This window comes from Accumulibacter sp. (assembly GCF_029255285.1).
Lineage (GTDB): Bacteria > Pseudomonadota > Gammaproteobacteria > Burkholderiales > Rhodocyclaceae > Accumulibacter.
The window spans coordinates 92,407-113,942 of sequence record NZ_JAPUVI010000023.1 but is presented as its reverse complement, the minus strand read 5'-3'; the positions used below and the strand labels follow the sequence as shown (position 1 = coordinate 113,942).

The 21,536-nt window shown below is 64.2% G+C and carries 18 protein-coding genes and 1 pseudogene; 12 read left to right on the top strand and 7 right to left on the bottom strand.

The features are described 5' to 3' along the window. The 3 genes and pseudogenes from Q1M07_RS03045 to Q1M07_RS03035 form a co-directional block, all read right to left on the bottom strand. Positions 1-609: pseudogene (locus Q1M07_RS03045) on the bottom strand (chemotaxis protein); the annotation flags it as partial. 117 nt (positions 610-726) lie between these two features. Continuing rightward, positions 727-1,095, bottom strand: coding sequence for a response regulator (locus Q1M07_RS03040; RefSeq protein WP_300450511.1), 369 nt, complete (start codon positions 1,093-1,095; stop codon positions 727-729). 210 nt (positions 1,096-1,305) lie between these two features. Beyond that, positions 1,306-1,926 carry a response regulator gene (locus tag Q1M07_RS03035; RefSeq protein ID WP_300450507.1) on the bottom strand — a complete coding sequence of 207 codons (621 nt, stop codon included), beginning with the start codon at positions 1,924-1,926 and terminating at the stop codon, positions 1,306-1,308. A gap of 224 nt (positions 1,927-2,150) precedes the next feature. Here Q1M07_RS03035 and Q1M07_RS03030 point away from each other — a divergent pair, with 224 nt between their 5' ends. Then, positions 2,151-3,791: an ATP-binding protein gene (locus tag Q1M07_RS03030; RefSeq protein ID WP_300450504.1), complete on the top strand. Its 1,641-nt coding sequence runs from the start codon at positions 2,151-2,153 to the stop codon at positions 3,789-3,791. 18 nt (positions 3,792-3,809) lie between these two features. Here the strand turns inward: Q1M07_RS03030 and Q1M07_RS03025 are convergent, their stop codons facing one another. Together Q1M07_RS03025 and Q1M07_RS03020 are read right to left on the bottom strand one after the other, a co-directional pair. Further along, on the bottom strand, positions 3,810-4,394 hold the full coding sequence (locus tag Q1M07_RS03025) for a TlpA disulfide reductase family protein (RefSeq protein WP_300450501.1): 585 nt from the start codon (positions 4,392-4,394) through the stop codon (positions 3,810-3,812). Next, on the bottom strand, positions 4,391-5,755 hold the full coding sequence (locus Q1M07_RS03020) for a cbb3-type cytochrome c oxidase subunit I (RefSeq protein WP_300450498.1): 1,365 nt from the start codon (positions 5,753-5,755) through the stop codon (positions 4,391-4,393). Before Q1M07_RS03020 ends, Q1M07_RS03025 begins: the two co-directional genes overlap by 4 nt. Before the next feature lie 225 nt (positions 5,756-5,980). Here Q1M07_RS03020 and Q1M07_RS03015 point away from each other — a divergent pair, with 225 nt between their 5' ends. The 3 genes from Q1M07_RS03015 to dacB are packed head-to-tail and all read left to right on the top strand — an operon-like array spanning position 5,981 to position 9,705. Continuing rightward, positions 5,981-6,673, top strand: coding sequence for a Crp/Fnr family transcriptional regulator (locus Q1M07_RS03015; protein ID WP_300450495.1), 693 nt, complete (start codon positions 5,981-5,983; stop codon positions 6,671-6,673). A 48-nt stretch (positions 6,674-6,721) separates the two neighbouring features. Next, a complete protein-coding gene (locus Q1M07_RS03010) occupies positions 6,722-8,200 on the top strand; it encodes a CYTH and CHAD domain-containing protein (protein ID WP_300450493.1) in 1,479 nt (492 codons plus the stop codon). Between the two features lie 26 nt (positions 8,201-8,226). After that, positions 8,227-9,705 (top strand): D-alanyl-D-alanine carboxypeptidase/D-alanyl-D-alanine-endopeptidase, encoded by a 1,479-nt coding sequence (gene dacB, locus Q1M07_RS03005; protein WP_366983900.1) that lies wholly within the window; start codon positions 8,227-8,229, stop codon positions 9,703-9,705. A gap of 197 nt (positions 9,706-9,902) precedes the next feature. Here the strand turns inward: dacB and Q1M07_RS03000 are convergent, their stop codons facing one another. Both Q1M07_RS03000 and Q1M07_RS02995 read right to left on the bottom strand, forming a co-directional pair. After that, complete coding sequence (locus tag Q1M07_RS03000; RefSeq protein WP_300450491.1) at positions 9,903-10,271, bottom strand: c-type cytochrome; 369 nt, start codon at positions 10,269-10,271, stop codon at positions 9,903-9,905. 2 nt (positions 10,272-10,273) lie between these two features. Beyond that, positions 10,274-10,861 (bottom strand): ferritin-like domain-containing protein, encoded by a 588-nt coding sequence (locus Q1M07_RS02995; RefSeq protein WP_300450521.1) that lies wholly within the window; start codon positions 10,859-10,861, stop codon positions 10,274-10,276. A 206-nt stretch (positions 10,862-11,067) separates the two neighbouring features. On the opposite strand from Q1M07_RS02995, the gene Q1M07_RS02990 reads away from it, so the two are divergent. The 8 genes from Q1M07_RS02990 (at position 11,068) to Q1M07_RS02955 (ending at position 21,359) form a co-directional block, all read left to right on the top strand. Continuing rightward, positions 11,068-11,403 (top strand): DUF1622 domain-containing protein, encoded by a 336-nt coding sequence (locus Q1M07_RS02990; protein ID WP_300450490.1) that lies wholly within the window; start codon positions 11,068-11,070, stop codon positions 11,401-11,403. 61 nt (positions 11,404-11,464) lie between these two features. Further along, positions 11,465-11,941 carry a TlpA disulfide reductase family protein gene (locus Q1M07_RS02985; RefSeq protein WP_300450488.1) on the top strand — a complete coding sequence of 159 codons (477 nt, stop codon included), beginning with the start codon at positions 11,465-11,467 and terminating at the stop codon, positions 11,939-11,941. A 217-nt stretch (positions 11,942-12,158) separates the two neighbouring features. After that, complete coding sequence (locus tag Q1M07_RS02980; protein WP_300450485.1) at positions 12,159-15,212, top strand: BPTD_3080 family restriction endonuclease; 3,054 nt, start codon at positions 12,159-12,161, stop codon at positions 15,210-15,212. Positions 15,213-15,302: 90 nt separating this feature from the next. Further along, complete coding sequence (locus Q1M07_RS02975) at positions 15,303-16,391, top strand: Fic family protein (protein ID WP_300450483.1); 1,089 nt, start codon at positions 15,303-15,305, stop codon at positions 16,389-16,391. A 4-nt stretch (positions 16,392-16,395) separates the two neighbouring features. Further along, complete coding sequence (locus tag Q1M07_RS02970) at positions 16,396-19,281, top strand: site-specific DNA-methyltransferase (protein ID WP_300450481.1); 2,886 nt, start codon at positions 16,396-16,398, stop codon at positions 19,279-19,281. A gap of 37 nt (positions 19,282-19,318) precedes the next feature. Then, positions 19,319-20,554, top strand: coding sequence for an AAA family ATPase (locus Q1M07_RS02965; protein ID WP_300450479.1), 1,236 nt, complete (start codon positions 19,319-19,321; stop codon positions 20,552-20,554). A 3-nt stretch (positions 20,555-20,557) separates the two neighbouring features. Beyond that, complete coding sequence (locus tag Q1M07_RS02960; protein ID WP_300450477.1) at positions 20,558-21,202, top strand: hypothetical protein; 645 nt, start codon at positions 20,558-20,560, stop codon at positions 21,200-21,202. A gap of 16 nt (positions 21,203-21,218) precedes the next feature. Beyond that, the gene (locus Q1M07_RS02955) at positions 21,219-21,359 is read left to right on the top strand and encodes a hypothetical protein (RefSeq protein WP_300450526.1); all 141 of its coding nucleotides are present in this window, start codon (positions 21,219-21,221) and stop codon (positions 21,357-21,359) included. Positions 21,360-21,536: the final 177 nt, after the last annotated feature.

Sequence of the window (21,536 nt, the reverse complement as noted above, 5' to 3'; positions counted from 1 at the left end):
GACGGCTTCGGCGCTGCGCTGCTGGTCGAGCTGGCTTTCTGCGCTGCGCTGGGCGATGAAGGCTTCGAGCCGGTCGATGAGCTGGCGGTTGTCGGCCAGTTGCTTTTCCGATTCGCTGGCCAGCTGGGTCGATTCGGCGGTGGTCTCCTTGACGAAGCGGTTGAGTTCGGTGACGACTTCGTCGATCGTCTGCAGGCGCGAGGTGACGTCGTAGGCGGCTTTTTCGGTCTGCTCGACGACGCTGTGCAACTGGCCGACGAGCACCTGGTTGTAGCGCGGGACGTCGTTCAGCTCGGGCAGGGCGACGCGCTGGCAGACTTTGTTCGACGGGCAGCGGTAGCGCTCGTCCTGCAGGCGCTCGGCGAAGCCCAGGGCGCCGTCGTGGTAGAGGAGTTGCGAGGCGGCGCGGCGCACGCCGAGGTAGCTCAGCAGACCGGCCAGGGCGAGTAGGGCGCCAGCCGCCGAGCGGCCGAGCGCTTCGCCCAGGGCCTCGCCGATCAGCGCGTGCGCGCCGAAGACGACGAGCAGCAGGGCGGCGCCAGCCAGCAGGCCGGTGAGCCAGGCGCGCTGGCGGTATTGGCGAAGCGCGGGGGGGGGCGGTGTGGTCATGGGATACCTCGGAGCGGGTCGGGAAAAGGCGGAATCTTACTCCGACAATAAATAACTCTCTGGTTTAAGGGGATCCAGTGGTTATTGTCGTGTTGGCGGCCGCCTGGCCAACGCCTCTCAGTGGAGGACCAGCTTGATGGTGTTGAGCAGGTCGTCGGCGCTCGCCGGTTTGACGATCCAGCCCGAGGCGCCGGCCGCCTTGGCTTCCAGCTTGCGGCTCTGTTGCGATTCGGTGGTCAGGAAGAGGATCGGGACGAAACGATAGGCGCCCAGCGTGCGGACTTTCTTGATCAGCTCGATGCCGTTCATGCCCGGCATGTTGAGGTCGGTGATCAACAGATCGATCTTCAGTCCGCCGTTGAGCTTCTTCAGCGCTTCTTCGCCATTCGACGCCTTTTCGACCGCGAATCCGGCCTTGCCGAGAATGCTCGACACACTGAGCAGAATGGTCGCCGAATCGTCGACCAGGAAAATGGTTTTGGACATCTCGTTAATTCCCCCTCGTGGAAGATCTGTGTCGGGAAACTCTGCAAGCCCAGCGCCTGCGCTTCGACGGAACGCATCCTACGGTCGCGCCGGAAGCGCAACAATCCGGAGATATACGGGGGGATGGGTAGAACTACGTAGCCGGCGGCGGGTGCCGCAGAGCGCTGCGAGGGCGCCGGGCGCGGCTCTGGCCGGCGCGCCGCCTACTGTCTACTGTGGTTTGCCGTGGGTGGCGAAGTACAGCGTCACCAGTTCGGCGAGATTTCCGGCGTTGGCCTTGCTCATCACGCTGGCGCGGTGGCTTTCGACCGTGCGCTCGCTGATACCGAGTTCGGCGGCAATCTGCTTGTTGCGTTTGCCGCCCACCAGGGCGAGCAGGATTTCCCGTTCGCGCGCCGTCAGCGAGTGCGGCCAGTCGCCTTGTCCGGCGCTCTGGAGACCGTTGCGTCTTTCCTCGGCCAGCCGTACGGCGGCGTTGACGCGTTCGATCAAGTACTGGACGTTAAAGGGTTTTTCGAGAAAGTCGAAAGCGCCCAGATGCATCGCACGGACGGCGGTCGACACGTCGGCGAAGCCGGAGAGGAAGATTACCGGTACCTCCGGGTTGTGCTCGCGCAACCAGTCGTGAAGTTCCGGTCCGGTGATGCGCGGCATGCGGATGTCGAGCAGCACGCAGCCGGTGCCCTCGGGTCGCCAGCGGCGCATGAAGTCCTCGCCGCTGGAAAAGACCTGCGCGGAAAGGCCGATGCTGGACAATACTTCGACCAGGAAGCGGCAGACCTGCGCATCGTCGTCGACGATGCAAACGGTCCGGTTCTGGGGTGATGTCATGAATGTCGAAATGTCGTATTGGCTGGCGGTGGCGATATGCCGAGCGCCGATTATTCTATCGCGTCTCCGGGAAAATACGGACAATAGCAGGGAGAAAGCCGTATCCTCGCCGTCGCCGCAGGGCGGTGGGCCCGCTCGAAAATGCTTCCAGGGATAGCCATGCACCGCCTCGTGAATGCCATCGCCGTCGGCGATCGTCACCGGACACCGTGGGTGAACGGCTGATGGCGACCGCCCGCCGCTCTTCCCGGTCGCTCTGGTTTGCTCTGCTGGCCGCTTGGCTGTTGCTCGGCGCTTGCCTCGGCTATCCTCTGCTGCAGTATCAGCGGCGGGTCGAGGCCCTGGAGGGCGATCGTCTGCGCGCCGCAGCGCAGGCGCTGGGCGAAATCGTCGGCGGGCGCTTGGCGGCCGGCGAACGAGCGCTGGCGATGCTGGCCGTCGACGCGGCTTCGGCGCCGCCCGGCGACGGCTATTCCAGTGACCTTTGGCCAGTTCGTCTGCGCGCCCTGGCCGGCAGCGGCGGCATGATGATCGTCGACCGCGCGGGGCGCGTGAGCGCCGCCAGCCGCCCGGAATGGGTCGGTCGGGAGTACGGCGGGGATCTGGACCTGGCGACCGCGCTGCGCTCGTCCGGGGCGCACCTGTTGCGCCTGGAGGCGCCGGTGGCGGCAGCGCCGGCCTTGCTGCGCACGATTGCCGACGGCGGCGGGGAGCGACCGGCGGCGGCCATCGTCGTCTTCGACCGGCCGAGCCTGCAGGGCGCGCTGGCGGCCGTGCGCTACGCACCGGACGTGCAGGTGGCGCTGGTCGACGGCGAAGGCGTGCCGCTTGCCACGCTGCCGGCGACGGCGGCCGACGACGATCTGATCAGCGCCTCGCAAGACCTTGCCGTGAGCGGCATCGGCGCCCTGCGGCCGCTGCGCGTCAGCGTCTCGCGTCCGCGCTCGGCGGTGGGCGCCGACTGGCGTCCGCTGGCCCTGCGTCAGGGCGGGCTCCTGCTGGCGCTGGCCGGCCTGTCGGCCGGCGCTCTGCTGTTCTGGCAGCGCACCCGGCCGCCACGCGACGAGCTGACCGAGCAGTTGCAGGCTCGCCTCGAGCGGGTGCAGCGCCTGGAAGTGATGTCGGCGATGGCACGCACCCTGACGCATGACTTCAACAACCTCCTGGTCGGCCTTCTCGGCTACGCCGAGCTGGGCAGGACGATCTTTGCCGGTCAGGACGGCGACCCGCGCGCCGCGACGTACTTCGCGAGAATCGAGAGCGCCGGCCAGCGCTTGCGCAGCCTGATCCTGCAGTGGCTGGTGCTGGCGCGCGGCGACCCCTTGCCGCTGACGCGCGTGACGCTGCCGGCGGCGCTGCAGGAAGCGGTCACGGTCGCGGCGGCGTCCTTGCCGACGACGCTTGGTATCGCGCTGCGCCTGGCCGACGACTTGCCGGCGCTGGCCATCGACCCTTCGCACCTGCAGAGCATGCTGGTCAACCTCTGCCTCAACGCCGGCCACGCGGCCGGCGACCGGGGTTCGGTCGTGCTCAGCGCGCGCCGCCAGGTGTTCGCTGTCGCCCAGACCTGCACTTCGTGCCACCGGGAATTTTCCGGCGAGTTCGTCTGCCTGGCCGTGAGCGACGACGGCGAAGGGTTTCCGGAGAAGCTCCAGGGACGCATTTTCGCCCCCTTCTTCTCGCTGGCGGCCGTACCTTCGGAGGGTGGCAAGGGACTGGCCGTGGTCCACGGGCTGACCCACCTCTACGCCGGACACCTGCTGATCGTCAGTCGGGCTGGCCAGGGCACCGAGGTCTCGATCCTCTTGCCGCGCGCTGCCTGGTACGCCGAAGCGAGCGTCGATGCGCCGGCCGGCGAGGCCTGAGACGGCCGGCCGGTCGGCCTACGGCAGCGTCAGACGCTGCAGGACGGGTTCCAGCTTCGCCTCGTCGAGCCGGCCCAGGCGGCTCAGCTCGATGGCGCCGCGCCGGCCGATGACCAGCGTGTACGGCAGGCCCCTGATCTCGAGGCCAGGCGTCTGGCTGATCGCCGGCGTCGCGGCGAGCAGCGGATAGGACACGGGCCGCGTTTCGACGAAGGCGCGCAGCTTGTCCGGCTCGTCGATGCCGATGCCGACGAACTGCACGCCGCGACCGGCATACTGGCTGTGCAGCCGCGAGAAAGCCGGCATTTCCTCGACGCAGGGGGTGCACCAACTGGCCCAGAAGTTGACCACCAGGATCTTCCCTCGCCACTGCGCAAGGGCTTGCGGCCGGCCTGCGAGGTCGGGCAGCGTGAGTTTCATGATGGCGTCGGCCGCCGCCTGGCCGTCGGGCGGGTTCAACTGCGGCGACGAGATCAGGTCGGCGGGCCGGCCGCCGATCGGCGAGCGGGTCTGTTCGAGCAGGCGATAAGCCAGGAAAGCGATGCTGGCCAGTGTCAGCAGGCCGGCCGCGACAGCCAGGGCGAGTGCCGTTTGCGGTTTCATCGCGGCGCGCGGCGCGTCATCGCGCGCAGGCAGACGACGACGAACAGCAGCCCGCCGATAACGGCGATCAGGCCGCCGAGGCCCATCATCCCCATGCCGATCTTCTGCGGCAGCGTGGTCAGCAACTGGTCGGCGCCGGCCACCTTGCGCTGCACGCCGTAGCCGCCCGACCACGCCAGGCCGAGAACATGGACGAGCTGTCCGAAACCATAGACGTAGGGTTGCCAGACCGCCATCCGGCCGGCCGCGGGTGCGAAACCGAGTTCCGGCAGCAGGACGTAGGCCAGCCCCATGAACGCCAGCGTGACGCCGACCGTCGACCCGTGGTAATGCGCCGGGATGACGACGTTGACGCCGTGGATCAGGTAGCCGAGAACGCCGCCCAGGGCGAACAGGGTGAAGGACGCGACGTAGGCCGATTTGGCCGGGTCGGCCGGCACGCCGCGCAGGCTCCACAGCGACAGGGCGCCGAGCAGGATCAGCGGTCCCATGTAGGGATGTCCCCAGAGCATCAGCTTGGCGAACAGTTCCATGTGTGGCAGCGAACCCGCCGGTACGAGCAGGTAGATCGCCGGAACGGCCAGCAGCGGTACGGCGGCGACCAGGAAGAGAACGGAAACGGCGCGCGGCGAGGCTGGCGACGGCCGGCCGAGCTGCGCCGCGATCCACAGCCAGGCGACGACCATCAGTAGCGCATGCTGGAACTGCAGTGTGTGACCGCCGCCCCAGAACAGGACTTCGTAGTAATTGGTTTCCTCGATCCAGGGCACCATCGACCAGGACCAGAAGAAGGCGAGCAGCGCCAGGCCGCCGGCGACGGCGCCGAGCAGGGCGCCGAGACGCAGCGGCTCGGCGAGCCCGCGTGCCGGCCAGGTGGTGAGCAGCGCGCGCAGCACGGTCAGGCTCAGGCCGGCGGCGAACATCCACAGCGCGGCGAAGAACAGCGGTTGCCGGAGGACCGGGATGTAGTTGTTGAGCACCGGGTCGGCGGCCGGGAAAAACGGGGAAACGCTCATCAGCGCGGTGGCCAGTGCCGCCAGTCCGAAACCCGTCCAGCCGAGTCCGGCCAGTCCGGCGCAGCCGATGGCCGACCAGATCACGGCGGCAAAGGCCATGAACCAGACGGCGACCGAAAGATCGACGTGCACGACCAGGGCAGCACGGAACAAGTCCTTGAGCGGAAAGATATCCTGTACGCCGGGCGTTCTCGAGAGGACGAGCAGCACGGCGAGCAGACCGGAACCGATGAGCGCCATGACTCCCAGCCACAACCAGGCGCGCGCCAGTCGAACCGGAGTTCCGTCGGCGATCGTCGGCCGCCCGGGCATGGGCGAAGAAAGGGTTGTCGTTGGCGAATCCACGGCGGCCTCGGGTGGAAAAAAAACGCGCCAGTATAGGGTCTGGCTGCCGAATATGACAACTGCCGCTAGCGCCGTCCGCCTCGGCCGTGGCCGCTGTGGATTCGGCAGGCGAGCGGCGAATGTGCAGTGAATTCTGTGACGGGCTTGCCCAGGGTGATTACAAATGCGAATATTGGCGACCTTTGGCCCGCTTCGGGCCGCTGTTTAACGGAAACCGCATGCGACATGCACTTGCACCCACACGGCGTTAACATCGAGGCGCTGTTGACGCACGTACCGCTGTTCAACGAACTCCAGACCGACGAAATCGCGCGTCTGGCCCGCGGTACGCGCGAAGTGAGCGCGGCGCGTGGCGATATCCTTTTTCACAAGGGCGACACGCCGGCCGGTTTCTACCTGATCGTCTACGGACAGGTGAAACTGGCGTTCACTTCGCCGCAGGGCGGCGAGAAGGTCGTCGACATCCTCGGCCAGGGGCAAACCTTTGGCGAGGCCGTCATGTTCATGGATCGCCCGTTCATGGTCTATGCGCAGGCGCTGGCCGATTCGCTGCTGCTGCACATCTCGAAGACGGCGATCATCGAGGAACTCGACAGGGATCCGAAACTTGGCCGCCGAATGATCGCCGGGCTGTCGATGCGCCTGCATCACCTGATTACCGATGTCGAATCGTATTCGCTGCATTCGGGCCGTCAGCGGATCATCGGCTACCTGCTGCGCGAACAGGTCGCCGACGGGGAAAAGACGATCACCGTGACGCTGCCGACCAACAAGGGCGTCATCGCCTCGCGCCTCAACCTGACACAGGAGCACTTCTCGCGCATACTGCACGAGCTTTCCGAGAAGGGTCTGATTGTCGTCGAGGGTCGAAGAATCCACATCCCGGATGTCGAAAGACTGCGCATCCACGATCACTGAAGCGTGCTCACCCACCACACCTACACTGACACAGAGGAGACACCAGGAATGGCATTGGAAACCGAGATCAAGCTGAGCCTGCCGGCGGGCGCCGCCCGTCGCGTGCCGGCCCAGCCCTTGCTGGCCGGCAGCCAGCCCTTGCGGCAGAAACTGGTCAATACCTACTACGATACCCCCGACCGGCGTCTGCAGCGCAAACGGCTGGCCGTACGCTATCGCCAGAAGGGTGGCGAGTGGCTGTTGACCGTCAAGAGCGACGCGCCGTCGCCCGGCGGCCTGGCCCAGCGCCGGGAATGGGAGGTGGCCGGGCAGCCTGGCGAATTCGACTTTTCGCATGTCGACAACCCGAAGCTGCGCCGCTTTCTCGAATCGGTGACGCCCGAGCTGGTGCCGGTGTTCACGACCGACTTCACGCGCAGTCAATGGCTGCTGACGCCGCAGGAAGGGACACGCATCGAGGTCGCGCTGGACCGCGGCAAGATCGTCGCCGGCGAGCGCAGCGAAGTCATCTGCGAGCTCGAACTCGAACTGCTCGATGGCCCGGTGGGAGACCTTTTCGCCGCCGCGCTGGCGCTGCAGGGCGATCTGCCCCTGCACCCGGAAGCCGCCAGCAAGGCCGAGCGCGGCTACCGGCTGGCCGCCGAGACTCCTCTGGTACCGGTTCGGGCGACCAATGCGACGCTGGAAATGGGAATGAGCAGCGTCGGCGTGTTCCGCAGCACGGCCTTTTCGTGTCTGGGACAACTGCAGGGCAACGAGCGAGGTGTGCGCGAGAGCGATGCGCCAGAATTCATCCACCAGGCGCGCGTCGCGATGCGCCGCCTGCGCTCGGCGATCCGGCTCTGGCGACCGCTGCTGCCGGCCGATTACGTGAGCAACTTCGACCCGCGTTGGCGGGCGCTGGCCAATCAGCTCGGCGATACCCGCAATTGGGACGTTTTCATCACCGAGATCCTGCCGCCGATCCAGCAGGCGTTTCCCGAGCACGGCGATGTGAAGCGGCTGGCCGGCGAAGCGAAGACGCACCTCGCGGCCTGTCGCAAGCTGGCCAAGGCGGCGATCGCTTCGCCGGACTACTCGCGATTGCTGCTCGAGTTCTCGGCGGCGACGGTCGCCCTGCCGGAAAGCAAGAAGCCGCCGATTACCGCTTTCGCGCCGCGCTCGCTCAACAAGCGCGCCAAGCGGGTGGCGGCGCTGGCGAGCGAAACCAAGGATTCGAATCCGGAAGCGCGGCATGCCTTGCGCGTCGCCTTGAAGCGGCTGCGTTACGCGCTCGAATTTTTTGCCCCGCTCTTTCCGGCCCGCCGCCTGCAGCGCTATCACGAGAGTGCGGCCGGCCTGCTCGACCTGCTCGGCCGCATGAACGATTCGGTGGTCGCCGAACAATTGGCCATCCAGGCACTGCCTGGCCATCATAGCGATCTCGTGCGGGCCTGGCTGACCGGACGAAGCCATCTGATGCTCAGCCAGCTCGACTCCCTGCTCGGCGAGTTCCTGAGCCACCAGCCGCCCTGGGAGCACGGCTGAACGATGCGCCCGGCCGGGGGGAGGCATTGGCGGATGAGCGGAAACCGGCACTGACGGCGAATCGTTGCCCGTGGCTGGCGCCGCTCGGTCGGCGCCGCTTCGGCTGGCCGGGTGGACTGCTTTGCCTGGCCCTGGCGGTGCTTCTCGGCGCCGTTCGGCCGGCAGCCGCTTCCGGCGAGCTGCCGCCGGTGGTCGGCGAGGCGCTGCTGGAGGCCGGGATCCCGGCGCGTTCGGTCGCCGTCGTCGTGCAGGCGGTGGACGGCGGGCCGCCACTCGTCAGCCACAATTCCCAACAGGCGATGAACCCGGCTTCGGCGATGAAGCTGGTCACCACCTACGCCGGCCTCGAATTGCTCGGCCCGGCCCACACCTGGCGTACGGAAGTGCTTGCCGAGGGCAAACCGAACGGCGGACGACTCGACGGCAATCTCTATTTGCGCGGCAGTGGCGATCCCAAGTTGGCGCTCGAACACTTCTGGCTGCTGCTTCGCCAGCTGCGCGCGCGTGGCTTGAGCGAGATCGGCGGCGATCTGATCCTCGATCGCAGTGCCTTTGCGCTGCCGCCGCACGATCCCGGCGAGTTCGACAACGCCCCGCTGCGTCCTTACAACGCTGGCCCCGACGCGCTGCTGGTCAACCTCAAGAGCATACGCCTGACCTTGCAGCCGGACCCGGCGCGCAAGGCCGTCCGGGTGATCGTCGAAACGCCGGGCGAAGGCTTGCGGATCGACAATCACCTGACGCTTGGGCGGGATTCCTGCGGTGACTGGCGGGAGCAGATCAGACCGACGGCCAGCGGCCTGACGATCGATCTGAAGGGCAGTTTTTCCACCGCCTGTGGCGAGAAGGCGCTGCATCTGGCCCCGTGGACAGCCGACGTTCAGGTCGACGGCCTGTTCCGCGCCCTGTGGCGAGAACTCGGCGGTCGCTTCAGCGGCCGCGTACGCGAAGGCCGGACGCCGGTGACCGCGCTTCCGCTGGCGGTCCACGAGTCGCCGACGCTGGGCGAGATCGTGCGCGACATCAACAAGTACAGCAACAACGTGATGGCCCGCCAATTGTTCCTGAGCCTCGACAGCGAGCGTCCGGCGACGCCCGACGGAGCACGTCGCCAGATCGCCGGCTGGCTGCGGGAGAAGGGAATGGCGTTGCCGGAACTGGTGCTCGACAACGGTTCGGGATTGTCGCGCCGCGAGCGGATTTCAGCCGATGGGCTGGCGCAGTTGCTGCGTGCCGCCTGGCAAAGCCCGGTAATGCCCGAGCTGATGGCCTCGCTGCCGCTGGCCGGGGTCGATGGGACTTTGCGCAAACGCCTCGGCGACCGGGCGACGATCGGCCGTGCGCATCTGAAGACCGGCTATCTCGACGGCGTGCGGGCGATCGCCGGCTACCTGCTCGACAACGGCGGCAAGCGCTGGATCGTCGTCTGCCTGATCAACGATCCGAAAGCCGGGCTTGGCAAGCCGGCCATCGACGCGCTGCTGCTCTGGCTGGCCAGGCGCTGAGCACCGCACAGCGCGTCCGCACGGGGGCGTCGGCCGGGTGGGAACGGCGTCGCCGACCTTGCTCCGCGGCACGACTTCGTCGCCGCGCCGCCCCGTCGGGTGCGTGGCGGGCTGCTGGCCATGCGGGATCGATCACCGCCAGGTGCCCGGAATGTCGGCTGCCAGGCATCGACTGCCTTGATCGACGCGAAGCCGGTTCAGGGAGACGAGACGCTTTTCAGGTAGGCGACGAGGTCGTTGCGATCCGCCGCCTCCGGCACCGAATAAGCCATGCGCTGGCCGGGAACCAGCGCTTCCGGATCCCGTAGCCAGGCGGCGAGGCGGCTCGCATCCCAGACGAAGCCGGCGGCGGCGAGCGCCGGCGAGTAGTCGTAGCCGGGCGCCGAACCGGCGCGGCGGCCGACGACGCCACGGTGCAGCGGCCCGACGCGGTGGGCGTCGATGCTATGGCAGGCGCCACAGCGCGCCTCGTAGAGCAGCGCACCGCGCGCGGCGTCGCCCGCCGCGCTGGCAACGCCGGCAGTGACCAGCAGCGTCGCCGCCAGCAAGTGGTCGCCAGCACGCATGCTCAGGCGCCGAAAGTCAGTGCCGCTTGCGGCACCGGTTTGCCCAGCGCGTTGGCGAGCAGCGACCAGTGCATCGTCTCGTCCGCGGCCAGCCGCGCGGCGACCTTGGCCAGGTTCTTCTCGGCGAACGACGGGATGACGCCGAGATAGGCGTTGGCGGCGCCGAGTTCGAGCCGGGCCGCGAGATCGAGCACGTCCGTCTGCGACTTCAGGCCGCCGGCACCGAGCGCGGCAGCATAGTCACCGTTCGACTTCGCCGCCACCGGCTTGCCGCCGAGTTTCTCTATCGTCGCCAGCAGAGCGTCGCGATGCGCCTTGTGGTGGCTCTGGAAAAGCACCGCCGTATCCAGCACCGGCTTCTGCAGCAGCCCGCTTTCGGCACCGAGCTGATAGGCGGCGATCGCCTCGTGCTCGAGGCCCAGGGCGACGTTGAGGATATTGACGTCGGCCATCGGTTTGGCTTCCGCGACCGCGAGTCGCGAGTTGCCGGCGAGCAGCGCGAAGGCTGTCGCCGAGAGAGCAAGCCCGGAACCGCGAGCAAAGAAGTTGCGACGGGCGGCGTAGGGCGGACGCAGGGTTTCGATCAGCATCATGGATCCTTTCAGTCGAGAAACGTTTGGGTGGGAAAGCTCTGTTTGCTCGGGCGCCCGTACGGACTCCCTGGTGACGAATACGCACGCCAGCGAAAGACGGATGCGCGAACGCGCGCGGTGGGCGGGATCCGCGATCTTTCGGCGACACCGGCGTAGCCGCCGATTCGTGCGATCATTGCCGGACGTTCACCCGGAGCAACGCGATGGAAGAACTGATCAAGACGGCGACGCTGCAACTGGCGCAACTGATCGAAGTCATGGCGGCGGCCATCATCTGTCTCGCCTCGCTCAAGGCCTTCGTCCAGTTTGTCCGCGACAGCAGCCTGCGGTCGGCCGGCTACACGCCGCGCCTGCTGATTCGGCTCAACCTCGGCAAGTCGCTGGCCCTGGCGCTCGAGTTTCTGCTCGGCGCCGACATCCTGCGCACCGCCGTCGCTCCGAACTGGAACGACATCGGCCAGCTGGCGGCGATCGCCACCTTGCGCACGGCGCTGAACTATTTCCTCGAGCGCGAGCTCAAGTCATCGGAAGACAAGTGAACCGCACGGCGGGTCGGCGGTCTCGTCGAGCGCGTCAGCGGACTGCGAAGGGGTAGCGTAAATGCCGGAATCGCCGGGGACGATGGCCGAATGGCAGGTATCGCAGTGGTTCAACAGCGAGCGCCCCTTGCGCGTCGGTGACTTGCGCGGCCGCGTCGTGCTGATCCACGCGTTTCAGATGCTCTGCCCGGCCTGCGTCGCGCACGGCCTGCCGCAGACGCAGCGCGTGCGCGACGCCTTTGCCGGCGACGATCTCGCCGTGGTCGGCCTGCACACCGTCTTCGAACACCACGCAGCGATGTCGCCGCAGGCACTCGCCGCGTTCATCCACGAGTACCGTCTGAGCTTTCCGATCGGCGTAGACGAACCCGCGGCAGACGGCCCGGTGCCGCTGACGATGGAGAAGCTGGGGCTGCGCGGAACTCCCTCCACCGTACTGCTCGACCGCCACGGACGGATTCGCCTGCACCACTTCGGCCGGCTCGACGATCTCCATCTCGGCTTTGCGCTCGGGCAGTTGTTGACCGGGAGCTGGTGAAGAAATCGTCGCGAGCAGGCCGAAAGCTCCCCTGGCTGAAAACCCCGCGTCTGGCCTGGCCCGATCGGCTGCCGCTGCCGGCTGCCGTCGCGCGGGGAGTCGTTCTCGGCGGCGCGAGTCGAGGCCTGACGCTTACGCAATGGCCCAAATATCGCTTTTGCTGGACAATGCCTCCCACTCGATCAACAAGAATAACGCCAGCGTGTAAGCCGTCGCTATGTCGAACCCCTTCTTCGATCATCCAATCCTGAACTCTCCCTATGAGCGTCCGGCTCGGCATTGGGAGTTGGACGAGTCGGGTCAACCGACGCAACAAGTTCTGGAAACGCGTCGTCGCGCCGAGTTCATCACGCCGATCCCGAAGCCGAAGAAGCAAAGGAAGACACCCAGGCAGGAAGTCTTCATCTTCGACGAGGGCGAGGGGCTATCCAGCAATACGCAGCAGTACGACCCCACCTCGATCATCAACGAGGTGCGGAATCACGTCGACACGTGGCGTGCGCTCCCGAGTCCGAGCCAATGGCAGGTGACCCCCGAGACCGCGCGACTCCTTCAGCACTGGCGCCATCACGGGTTCAGTGGCGTTCGTCCTTTCTTCTGTCAGGTCGAGGCGGTCGAAACGGCGATCTGGCTGACCGAGGTTGCGCCCGGCACCAAATACGGCAAGCGGCTGCTCGAACACCTTGCGGCAGCCAACAAGGATGCCAATCCCGAGTTGATGCGGCTCGCGCTCAAGCTGGCCACGGGGGCGGGCAAAACGACCGTGATGGCGATGTTGATTGCCTGGCAGACGATCAACGCCGTGCGCCGCCCCGGAGCCAAGCAATTCACGCGCGGCTTCCTGATTTGTGCGCCGGGCCTCACCATCAAGGACCGCTTGCGCGTCCTCCAGCCCAGCGACCCTGACAGCTACTACAAGGAACGGGGACTGGTGCCGAGCGACCTGCTCGACGACATGGGCCGCGCCAAGATCGTCATTACCAATTACCACGCGTTCAAACCGCGCGAGCGCGTCGAGATTTCCAAAGGCGGGCGGCAACTGCTGAAGGGCCGCACAGGCGACGAAATCATCACCGTCGAAACCGAAGGCCAGATGATCCAGCGCGTCATGCCCGACCTGATGGGCATGAAGAACATTCTGGCCATCAACGACGAAGCCCACCACTGCTACCGCGAAAAACCGCAGGAGATCGACGACGAGGAACTGAAAGGCGACGACAAGAAGGAAGCCGAGAAGAACAACGAGGCTGCCCGGTTGTGGATCTCCGGGCTTGAAGCCGTCAAGCGCAAGCTTGGCTTGTCCCGTGTCATCGACCTCTCGGCCACGCCGTTCTTCCTGCGCGGCTCGGGTTACGCCGAGGGCACGCTGTTCCCTTGGACGATGAGCGATTTCTCGCTGATGGACGCCATCGAATGCGGCATCGTCAAGCTGCCTCGCGTGCCGGTGGCCGAGAACATCCCTGGCGACGAACTGCCGGTCTTCCGCGATCTGTGGAAGAACATTAGCCAGGACATGCCGAAGAAGGGACGCGGCTCGAATCAGGAACTCGACCCGCTCAAGCTGCCGACCCGGCTGCAAACGGCACTGCAAGCACTCTACGGTCACTACGAAAAGACCTTCAAACTCTGGCAGGACGCCGCTATCAAGGTGCCCCCATGCTTCATCGTCGTCTGCCAGAACACCGCAATCTCGAAGCTCGTCTATGACTTCATTTCCGGCTTCCAGCGCAAGAACGACGACGGCAGCAGCACGCTCGAAAACGGCCGACTGCCGCTGTTCCGCAACTTCGACGAAACCACCGGCAACCCCCTGCCGCGCCCCAACACCCTGCTGATCGACAGCGAGCAGCTCGAAGCCGGCGATGCGCTCGACGACAAGTTCCACGACATGGCCGCCGACGAAATCGATCGCTTCCGCCGCGAGATCGTCGAGCGGTCCGGCGATGCCCGCGCCGGCGACAAGCTCACCGACCAGGAACTGCTGCGCGAAGTCATGAACACGGTCGGCAAGGCGGGGCAGCTCGGCGGCTCGATCCGCTGCGTGGTGTCGGTCTCGATGCTGACCGAAGGCTGGGATGCCAACACCGTCACCCACGTGCTCGGCATTCGCGCCTTCGGCACGCAACTGTTGTGCGAACAGGTGATCGGCCGCGCCTTGCGCCGTCAGTCCTACGAACTCAACGAGGAAGGCCAGTTCAACGTCGAATACGCCGACGTGTTCGGCATCCCCTTCGACTTCACCGCCAAGCCGGTCATCGCCAAACCGCAACCGCCGCGCGAAACGGTACAGGTCAAGGCGATTCGCCCCGACCGCGATGCCCTCGAAATCACCTTCCCGCGCGTCGAAGGCTACCGCATCGAGTTGCCGGAAGAGCGATTGCAGGCCAAATTCAATGACGACTCAACGCTCATCCTGACCCCCGACCTGGTGGGTCCCTGCGAAACTCGGAACGAGGGCATCATCGGCGAAGGCGTCAACCTGACTGTCGATCACCTGAGCGACGTTCGTTCCTCCAGCCTGCTCTACCACCTCACTCGCCGGCTGGTTTATACCCACTGGCGCGATCCTGGAGAGCCGCCGAAGCTGCACCTGTTCGGGCAGCTCAAGCGCATCGCGAAGGCATGGCTGGACCATCATCTGGAGTGCAAGGGCGGCACCTGTCCCGCCCAGCTCATGTATTTGCAATTGGCCGACATGGCGTGCAACAGGATCACCGCCGCCATCACTCGACAGTTTCTCGGCGAACGACCAATCAAGGCGCTGCTCGACCCCTACAACCCCAGCGGCTCGACGAGGCATGTGCGCTTCAATACCTCGAAACCCAACCGCTGGCAAACCAGTTCCCGGCACTGTCATATCAACTGGGTGGTGCTCGACAGTGACTGGGAAGGCGAATTCTGCCGGGTGGCCGAAGCGCATCCAAAGGTGCGCGCCTACGTGAAGAACCACGGCCTGGGCTTCGAGGTGCCTTACCGCTACGGCTCGGAAACGCGCAAATACCTGCCCGATTTCATCGTGCTGGTCGACGACGGCAAGGGGCCGCATGACCTGCTGCGACTGCTCGTCGAAATCAAGGGTTACCGGCGCGAGGACGCCAAGGAAAAGAAATCGACCATGGACACCTACTGGGTGCCTGGCGTCAATCACCTCGGCGCCTATGGACGCTGGGCGTTCGCCGAGTTCACCGACGTGTTCCAGATGCAGGACGACTTCGCCAGGAAGGTGGAAGCCGAGTTCGCCAGAATGATCGGCGCCGTGGCGGGGAAATGAATGCCGTTCACGCCTACGGTTGGCATGTCCCGCATATTGTGCATATAAAATCGCATATATCTATACGCGTCAATCGGGACATGTAAACAAATGACCTCAATTCAGCCGCTGACGAAACTGCGATCGGAGCGCTTCGACAGGCCGGACATCCTCAAGCAGCTCAACGCTGCCAGCCGCAGGCTGGCCGAGCTCAAGGGAGTCGCCGCTTCGATGCCGAACCAGGGCATCCTGATCAGCACCCTGGGCCTGCAGGAAGCCAAGGACAGTTCCGAGATCGAGAACATCGTCACCACCCACGACGAGCTGTTCCGCGAGGCGGCCTTCCCCGAGGGCGCCGGCAGCGCCGCCGCCAAGGAAGTGGCGCGCTACCGCCAGGCGCTGCACGTGGGCTTTGAGGCGGTGCGCAGCACCGGCCTGCTGACCAGCAACCACATCCTGCAAATCCAGGCCGAACTCGAAAAGAATCACGCCGGCTTCCGCAAGCTGCCTGGCACGGCGCTCAAGGGCGAAGGGGGCCGCACCGTCTATACCCCGCCACAGAATCCCGACGATATTCTCGCGCTGATGGCCGACCTCGAACGCTTCATCAACGACGGCAGCCTGTTCGATGCCGACCCCCTGATCAGGATGGCGCTCATCCACCACCAGTTCGAGAGCATCCACCCCTTCTACGACGGCAACGGCCGCACCGGCCGCATCGTCAATGTGCTGTATCTCGTCAAGCAGGGCCTGCTCGACATCCCGGTGCTCTACATGAGCCGCCACATCGTCCGCACCAAGTCCGATTACTACCGCCTGTTGCAGGAAGTGCGCGACCGCGACGCCTGGGAAGACTGGGTGCGCTACATGCTGGCGGCCGTCGAGCACACCGCCGCCGAAGGCATCGCCACCATCCAGGCCATCAAGGCACTGCTCATGGACACCAAGCATCGCATCCGCGCCGGGCATCGCTTCTACAGCCAGGACCTGATCAACAACCTGTTCTCCCATCCCTATACCAAGATCGAATTCATCGAGCACGATCTCAAAGTCTCGCGCCTGACCGCCACCAAGTATCTGGATGCGCTGGTGGCCGGCGGCTTTCTCGCCAAGCGCAAGGTCGGTCGCAATAACTACTACATCAACATGCCGCTCTACGGCATCCTCACCGGCGAAGCCTTGCCGGCCGCGCGGGAGTGACACCATGGCCAAACCACCCGCCTCCAAATCCGTCGACGCGATCAAGCACGACGACGCCAAGCGCAAGAACATCCCCACCGCCGAATACCAGTCGGTGCTCGACGACGCGCAGAAAAACCCCAGGCAGGTGCGCTACCCGCGCCCCGACGTTTCTGCGCTGTCTGCGGAAGCGTCGTCCAGAAACCGCGACCTCGACCCGCAACTGGTCTGGCGCGGCAAGGACGAACAGGACTGGAGCGATCTCGTCGTCCATGCGCCGCCGCTCTACATTCAGGAGAAGGTGCATCCCAAGGCGCTGATCGACGACCTGCTGCGCACATCGAAGGAACGCCAGCACGAAGCGGGGCAGACGACGCCCGACCTCTTCGCCGATTTCAACGGCATTCCGCAGGGCGTCGACAAGACCGAGTTCTATCAGCACGACCAGAACTGGAGCAACCGCATGATCCTCGGCGACAGCCTTCAGGTCATGGCCAGCCTTGCCGAGCGTGAGGGGCTGCGCGGCAAGGTGCAGTGCATCTATTTCGATCCACCCTACGGCATCAAATTCAACAGCAACTTCCAGTGGTCAACGACCAGCCGCGACGTCAAGGACGGTAATGCCAGTCACATCACCCGCGAACCGGAGCAGGTCAAGGCGTTTCGCGATACTTGGCGCGACGGGATTCATTCCTACCTCACCTACCTGCGCGACCGGCTGACGGTGGCGCGCGATCTGCTGACGGATTCGGGGTCGATCTTTGTGCAGATTGGCGATGAGAATGTGCATCGGGTGAGGGCGGTGATGGATGAGGTGTTTGGGGACAAAAACGTAGTAACCGAGATTCTCGTAAAGAAAAAGGGAAGCCAAAAATCTTCATTGATGGACCCCGTAAACGACTTCATTCTGTGGTACTCGAAGTCCAAGCGTGCCGACGGGATAACGAAGTTCAGGACGCTCTACGAAGCGCGGATGCTCGACAGTGAGACTATCGACGAGTTTTCGCGAATCGAGCTACCGACTGGAAAGACGGTGAACTTAAAGAGCTTCACTGACTCGTCGGGTGAAAAACTCGATTTCCGTGCTTACCCAAGACGGATTGACCAACAGTTCCCCGGTGGTCGCCTCTTCCGACCATGGCCGGTTACCAATGGTGGCGAGAGAGCTTCGCAGATGGACCCTATACGCCTAGATGGCGAATTGACCCATCCCCCCAAAGGGCGATGTTGGAGCCATACGTCTAAGACGCCAGCAATAGGTTTGAGTGGGATGATGCGCAACTTGGTTGCTGGAAGGTTGGTTCGCTCGCGATCGAGCCTTGACTTCAAGCGCTATTTGGACGACTTCCCATACAAAGGCATTTCAAATTGGTGGGATGGACTTGGCGGAGCATCCGATCAAGTCTATGTCGTGCAGACGAACGAGCGCATTGTGGAACGCTGTATCTTGATGGCGACTGACCCCGGCGACCTCGTCCTCGACCCCACTTGCGGTTCCGGCACCGCCGCCACGGTTGCAGAACAATGGGGTCGTCGCTGGATCACCATCGACACTTCGCGCGTCGCGTTGGCGCTGGCTCGTGCCCGCATCATGGGCACCCGCTATCCCTACTACCTGCTCGCCGATTCCCGCGAAGGCCAATGGAAGGAGGCCGAAGTCACGCGTACGGCGCCCAGTTCGCAGCCGACCCATGGCAACATCCGCCACGGCTTTGTCTATCGCCGTTGTGCCTACATTACGTCAGGATCAATCGCCAACAATGCGGAGATCGACGTGATCTGGGAGCAATGGCAGGCCAAGTTGGAGCCTCTGCGCGAGTCAATGAATGCCGCGCTGAAGAAGTGCTGGCAGGAATGGGAAATTCCTCGCGAGGCCGATGCGAACTGGCCGGACGCGACGAAGAAGCTCCACGCCGACTGGTGGCAGGCGCGTATCGCGCGGCAGAAGGAAATCGACGCCTCCATCGCCGCCAAAGCCGAATTCGAGTATCTCTACGACAAGCCCTACGAGAACAGGAAGGCGGTGCGCGTGGCGGGGCCGTTCACCGTCGAGAGCCTGAGTCCGCATCGCGTATTGGGCGTCGATGAAGACGACGAACTGATCGACACTCTGCGCCAGCAGGAGGCCAAGTATGCGGTCAAGCAGTCTTTCCCGCAGATGATTCTGGACAACCTCAAGACCGCCGGCGTGCAGCAGGCGCACAAGGCCGACCGCATTGCCTTCATTTCGCTGGTCGCCTGGCCGGGTGACATGGTCTGTGCGGAAGGCCGCTACCTGGAAGCGGAAGGCGTGGAAAAGCGTGCCGCCATCTTCATCGGCCCCGAATTCGGCACCGTGCAGCGCGCCGATCTGGTCGAGGCGGCACGCGAGGCCGCCGATGCCGGTTTCGACGTGCTGATCGCCTGCGCCTTCAACTTCGAGGCGCACACCACGGAGTTTTCCAAGCTCGGCAAGCTGCCGGTGCTCAAGGCGCGCATGAACGCCGACCTGCACATGGCCGAAGACCTCAAGAACACCGGCAAGGGCAACCTGTTCGTGATTTTCGGCGAGCCGGACATCACGCTGATCCGGGAAGACCACGACACCCTACGCGTGAAGGTGAATGGTGTCGACGTGTTCAAGCCGCAGACCGGCGAGGTCATCAGCGATGGCGCCGACGGCATCGCCTGCTGGTTCGTCGACACGGACTACAACGAGGAAAGCTTCTTCGTCCGCCATGCCTACTTCCTCGGCGCCAACGACCCCTACCGCGCATTGAAGACCACGCTGAAGGCCGAGATCGACGCCGAAGCCTGGGCCTCGCTCAACAGCGACACCTCGCGCCCATTCGAGAAACCGAAATCCGGGCGAATCGCGGTGAAGGTCATCAATCACCTGGGGGATGAGGTGATGAAGGTGTTCAGGGTGTAACGATGCTTAAGTGGCTGGGCGTTTTTGGAGGAACAAAATGGCGTTGATCGAAGGATTTCGGGTGAGGAATTACCGGGCGCTCCGCGACGTGACGCTGGGCAAATTGTCGACCGGACAGCAGCAGGCCGAAGCTCTGACGCCCTTCACCGTGGTGATCGGCAAGAACGGTGTGGGCAAGAGCACGTTGTTCGATGCTTTCGGCTTCGTCGCCGATTGTCTTTCCACCGACCTGGAAACGGCCTGCGATGCAAAACAGCGTGGCGGATTCGAGCGGATGCGCTCGCTCGCCACGAGCGAACCGATCTGCTTCGAGATTTACTACCGCGAGTCAACGAGTGAGCGGCCAATCACCTACGATCTGCACATCGATCTGGATGAATCGTGTCGTCCCTATGTGCGTTACGAGTTTCTCGGACAACGCCGAAAAGGCCAGCGCTTCGGTCGGCCTTATCCCTTTCTGCGCTTGACGCAGGGCTCGGGGACGGCATGGGCGGGAGACACCGCTCTGGAAGGCGAGGGCGACGAAGAGCCGAATACGAAGATGGACGTCACCCTCACCGATCTCCGGCAACTGGGGATCGCCACCCTGGGAACCCTCAAGGAGCATCCGCGTATCAAACGGTTCAGGGATTTTCTGAAAGGCTGGTTTCTGTCGTACTTCCACCCCGACGCGGCACGCTCTATTCCATCCGCCGGCGCGCAGCGTCACCTGAACATGCATGGCGACAACATCGGCAACGTCGTGCAATACATGGAACGGGAGCACAAGGAGCGCTTCCAGTCGATTCTTGACCGGATCGCGGCAAAAATCCCCGGTATCCAGCGCATCAAGACCCTGGTGACGGAGGACAAGCGGGTACTGCTGCAATTCAATGACGGGGCGTTCGCCGATCCGTTTTATGCGGGGCAGATGTCGGACGGCACATTGAAGATATTTGCTTACCTCTTGTTGATGGAAGACCCGGAGCCACCTCCGTTCATTTGCATCGAAGAACCGGAAAACGGGCTGTATCACAGGTTGCTGGATACGCTCGCCACCGAATTGCGAAACCACGCGACTGGAAAGAAGAACGCGCCGCAGATTTTCGTGACGACGCATCAGCCTTACTTCGTGGACGCGCTGACTCCCCAGGAAGTCTGGATACTGAAAAAGGGCGCGGACGGTTACTCGACGGTGCAACGCGTATCCGACCTAGCATTGGTGAGGAATCTGGTCGATGAGGGTTTGCCGCTCGGTAGCCTCTGGTACAGCGACTATCTGGACGCGAACTGAACCATGCATATCGAAGTGCTTGTGGAGGACGGCTCGGGAGCCAAGTTGATCGAGACCTTGCTGCCTGCTTTGATCGGGAACTATGATGAGCCACATACTTGGCGCATTCATCCGTACAAGGGGATAGGGCGCCTGCCACCCAATCTGGCCGCTGGGGGTGACCCTGCAAAGCGTGCCCTGCTCAATCGGCTTCCAAGATTGTTGGCTGGATACGGCAAGACCCCTGGTGTCGACGCTGTTGTGGTTGTAGTCGACACTGACCATCGGGATTGCAAGGCATTTCTAGCGGAGTTGAAAGCGCTTCTGGCGCAGTGCAATCCCGTCCCAAATACGCTTTTCCGATTGGCAATCGAAGAGATGGAAGCCTGGCTTCTAGGTGACAGAGAGGCGATCCTTTTGGCTTACCCAAGAGCGAAAGTGGCTGTGCTGGATCGCTATGAGCAAGACAGCATTTGCGGCACATGGGAACGCCTCGCTGATGCGGTGTTTCCGGGAGGAAGCGCGGCAATACGCAGAATCGGCGGCCCCTTGCCTGGGCAAGTCAAGCACGAATGGGCCGAAGCCATTTCGCGCCACATGAATTTGGGAAAGAACAAGTCCCCCAGTTTCGCCAAGTTCCGCGACGGAATCTTGCGTTTGATTGCCTGATCCGACCGACTCTCCCATGAAATTCCGCATTGCCGACACCTTCACCGACAGTTTGGGGCGCCTGACGGGCGACGAGCAGAAGGCTGTCGAGGCGACAGCATTCGACTTGCAGTTGAACCCTGCCAGCCCCGGCATGAGTTTCCACAAGGTGGATTGATCGCCGCGATACCGTATCGGTGTTCAATGGCCCGCCGCTTGCCCGCCAGGCGTCCACCTGCTCTCGCCAGTACGCTTCCCGTTCCCCACTCTTGTCCATCTCGGTCTCCTGTCGAAAACCCGAAGAGTGAACAAGATCGCCAGTGTTTTACCGGTGGGGCGGATGGACGCTTACATG

What these genes read in the sequence shown, in the direction of transcription:
- Q1M07_RS03025 (WP_300450501.1), bottom strand. Translation starts at nt 4,394, where the DNA reads ATGAAACCGCAAACGGCACTCGCCCTGGCTGTCGCGGCCGGCCTGCTG.
- Q1M07_RS02985 (WP_300450488.1), top strand. Translation starts at nt 11,465, where the DNA reads ATGCCGGAATCGCCGGGGACGATGGCCGAATGGCAGGTATCGCAGTGG.
- Q1M07_RS02970 (WP_300450481.1), top strand. Translation starts at nt 16,396, where the DNA reads ATGGCCAAACCACCCGCCTCCAAATCCGTCGACGCGATCAAGCACGAC.
- Q1M07_RS03010 (WP_300450493.1), top strand. Translation starts at nt 6,722, where the DNA reads ATGGCATTGGAAACCGAGATCAAGCTGAGCCTGCCGGCGGGCGCCGCC.
- Q1M07_RS02980 (WP_300450485.1), top strand. Translation starts at nt 12,159, where the DNA reads ATGTCGAACCCCTTCTTCGATCATCCAATCCTGAACTCTCCCTATGAG.
- Q1M07_RS03015 (WP_300450495.1), top strand. Translation starts at nt 5,981, where the DNA reads ATGCACTTGCACCCACACGGCGTTAACATCGAGGCGCTGTTGACGCAC.
- Q1M07_RS02995 (WP_300450521.1), bottom strand. Translation starts at nt 10,861, where the DNA reads ATGCTGATCGAAACCCTGCGTCCGCCCTACGCCGCCCGTCGCAACTTC.
- Q1M07_RS02955 (WP_300450526.1), top strand. Translation starts at nt 21,219, where the DNA reads ATGAAATTCCGCATTGCCGACACCTTCACCGACAGTTTGGGGCGCCTG.
- Q1M07_RS02975 (WP_300450483.1), top strand. Translation starts at nt 15,303, where the DNA reads ATGACCTCAATTCAGCCGCTGACGAAACTGCGATCGGAGCGCTTCGAC.
- Q1M07_RS02990 (WP_300450490.1), top strand. Translation starts at nt 11,068, where the DNA reads ATGGAAGAACTGATCAAGACGGCGACGCTGCAACTGGCGCAACTGATC.
- Q1M07_RS03000 (WP_300450491.1), bottom strand. Translation starts at nt 10,271, where the DNA reads ATGCGTGCTGGCGACCACTTGCTGGCGGCGACGCTGCTGGTCACTGCC.
- Q1M07_RS03030 (WP_300450504.1), top strand. Translation starts at nt 2,151, where the DNA reads ATGGCGACCGCCCGCCGCTCTTCCCGGTCGCTCTGGTTTGCTCTGCTG.
- Q1M07_RS03035 (WP_300450507.1), bottom strand. Translation starts at nt 1,926, where the DNA reads ATGACATCACCCCAGAACCGGACCGTTTGCATCGTCGACGACGATGCG.
- Q1M07_RS03040 (WP_300450511.1), bottom strand. Translation starts at nt 1,095, where the DNA reads ATGTCCAAAACCATTTTCCTGGTCGACGATTCGGCGACCATTCTGCTC.
- Q1M07_RS02960 (WP_300450477.1), top strand. Translation starts at nt 20,558, where the DNA reads ATGCATATCGAAGTGCTTGTGGAGGACGGCTCGGGAGCCAAGTTGATC.
- Q1M07_RS02965 (WP_300450479.1), top strand. Translation starts at nt 19,319, where the DNA reads ATGGCGTTGATCGAAGGATTTCGGGTGAGGAATTACCGGGCGCTCCGC.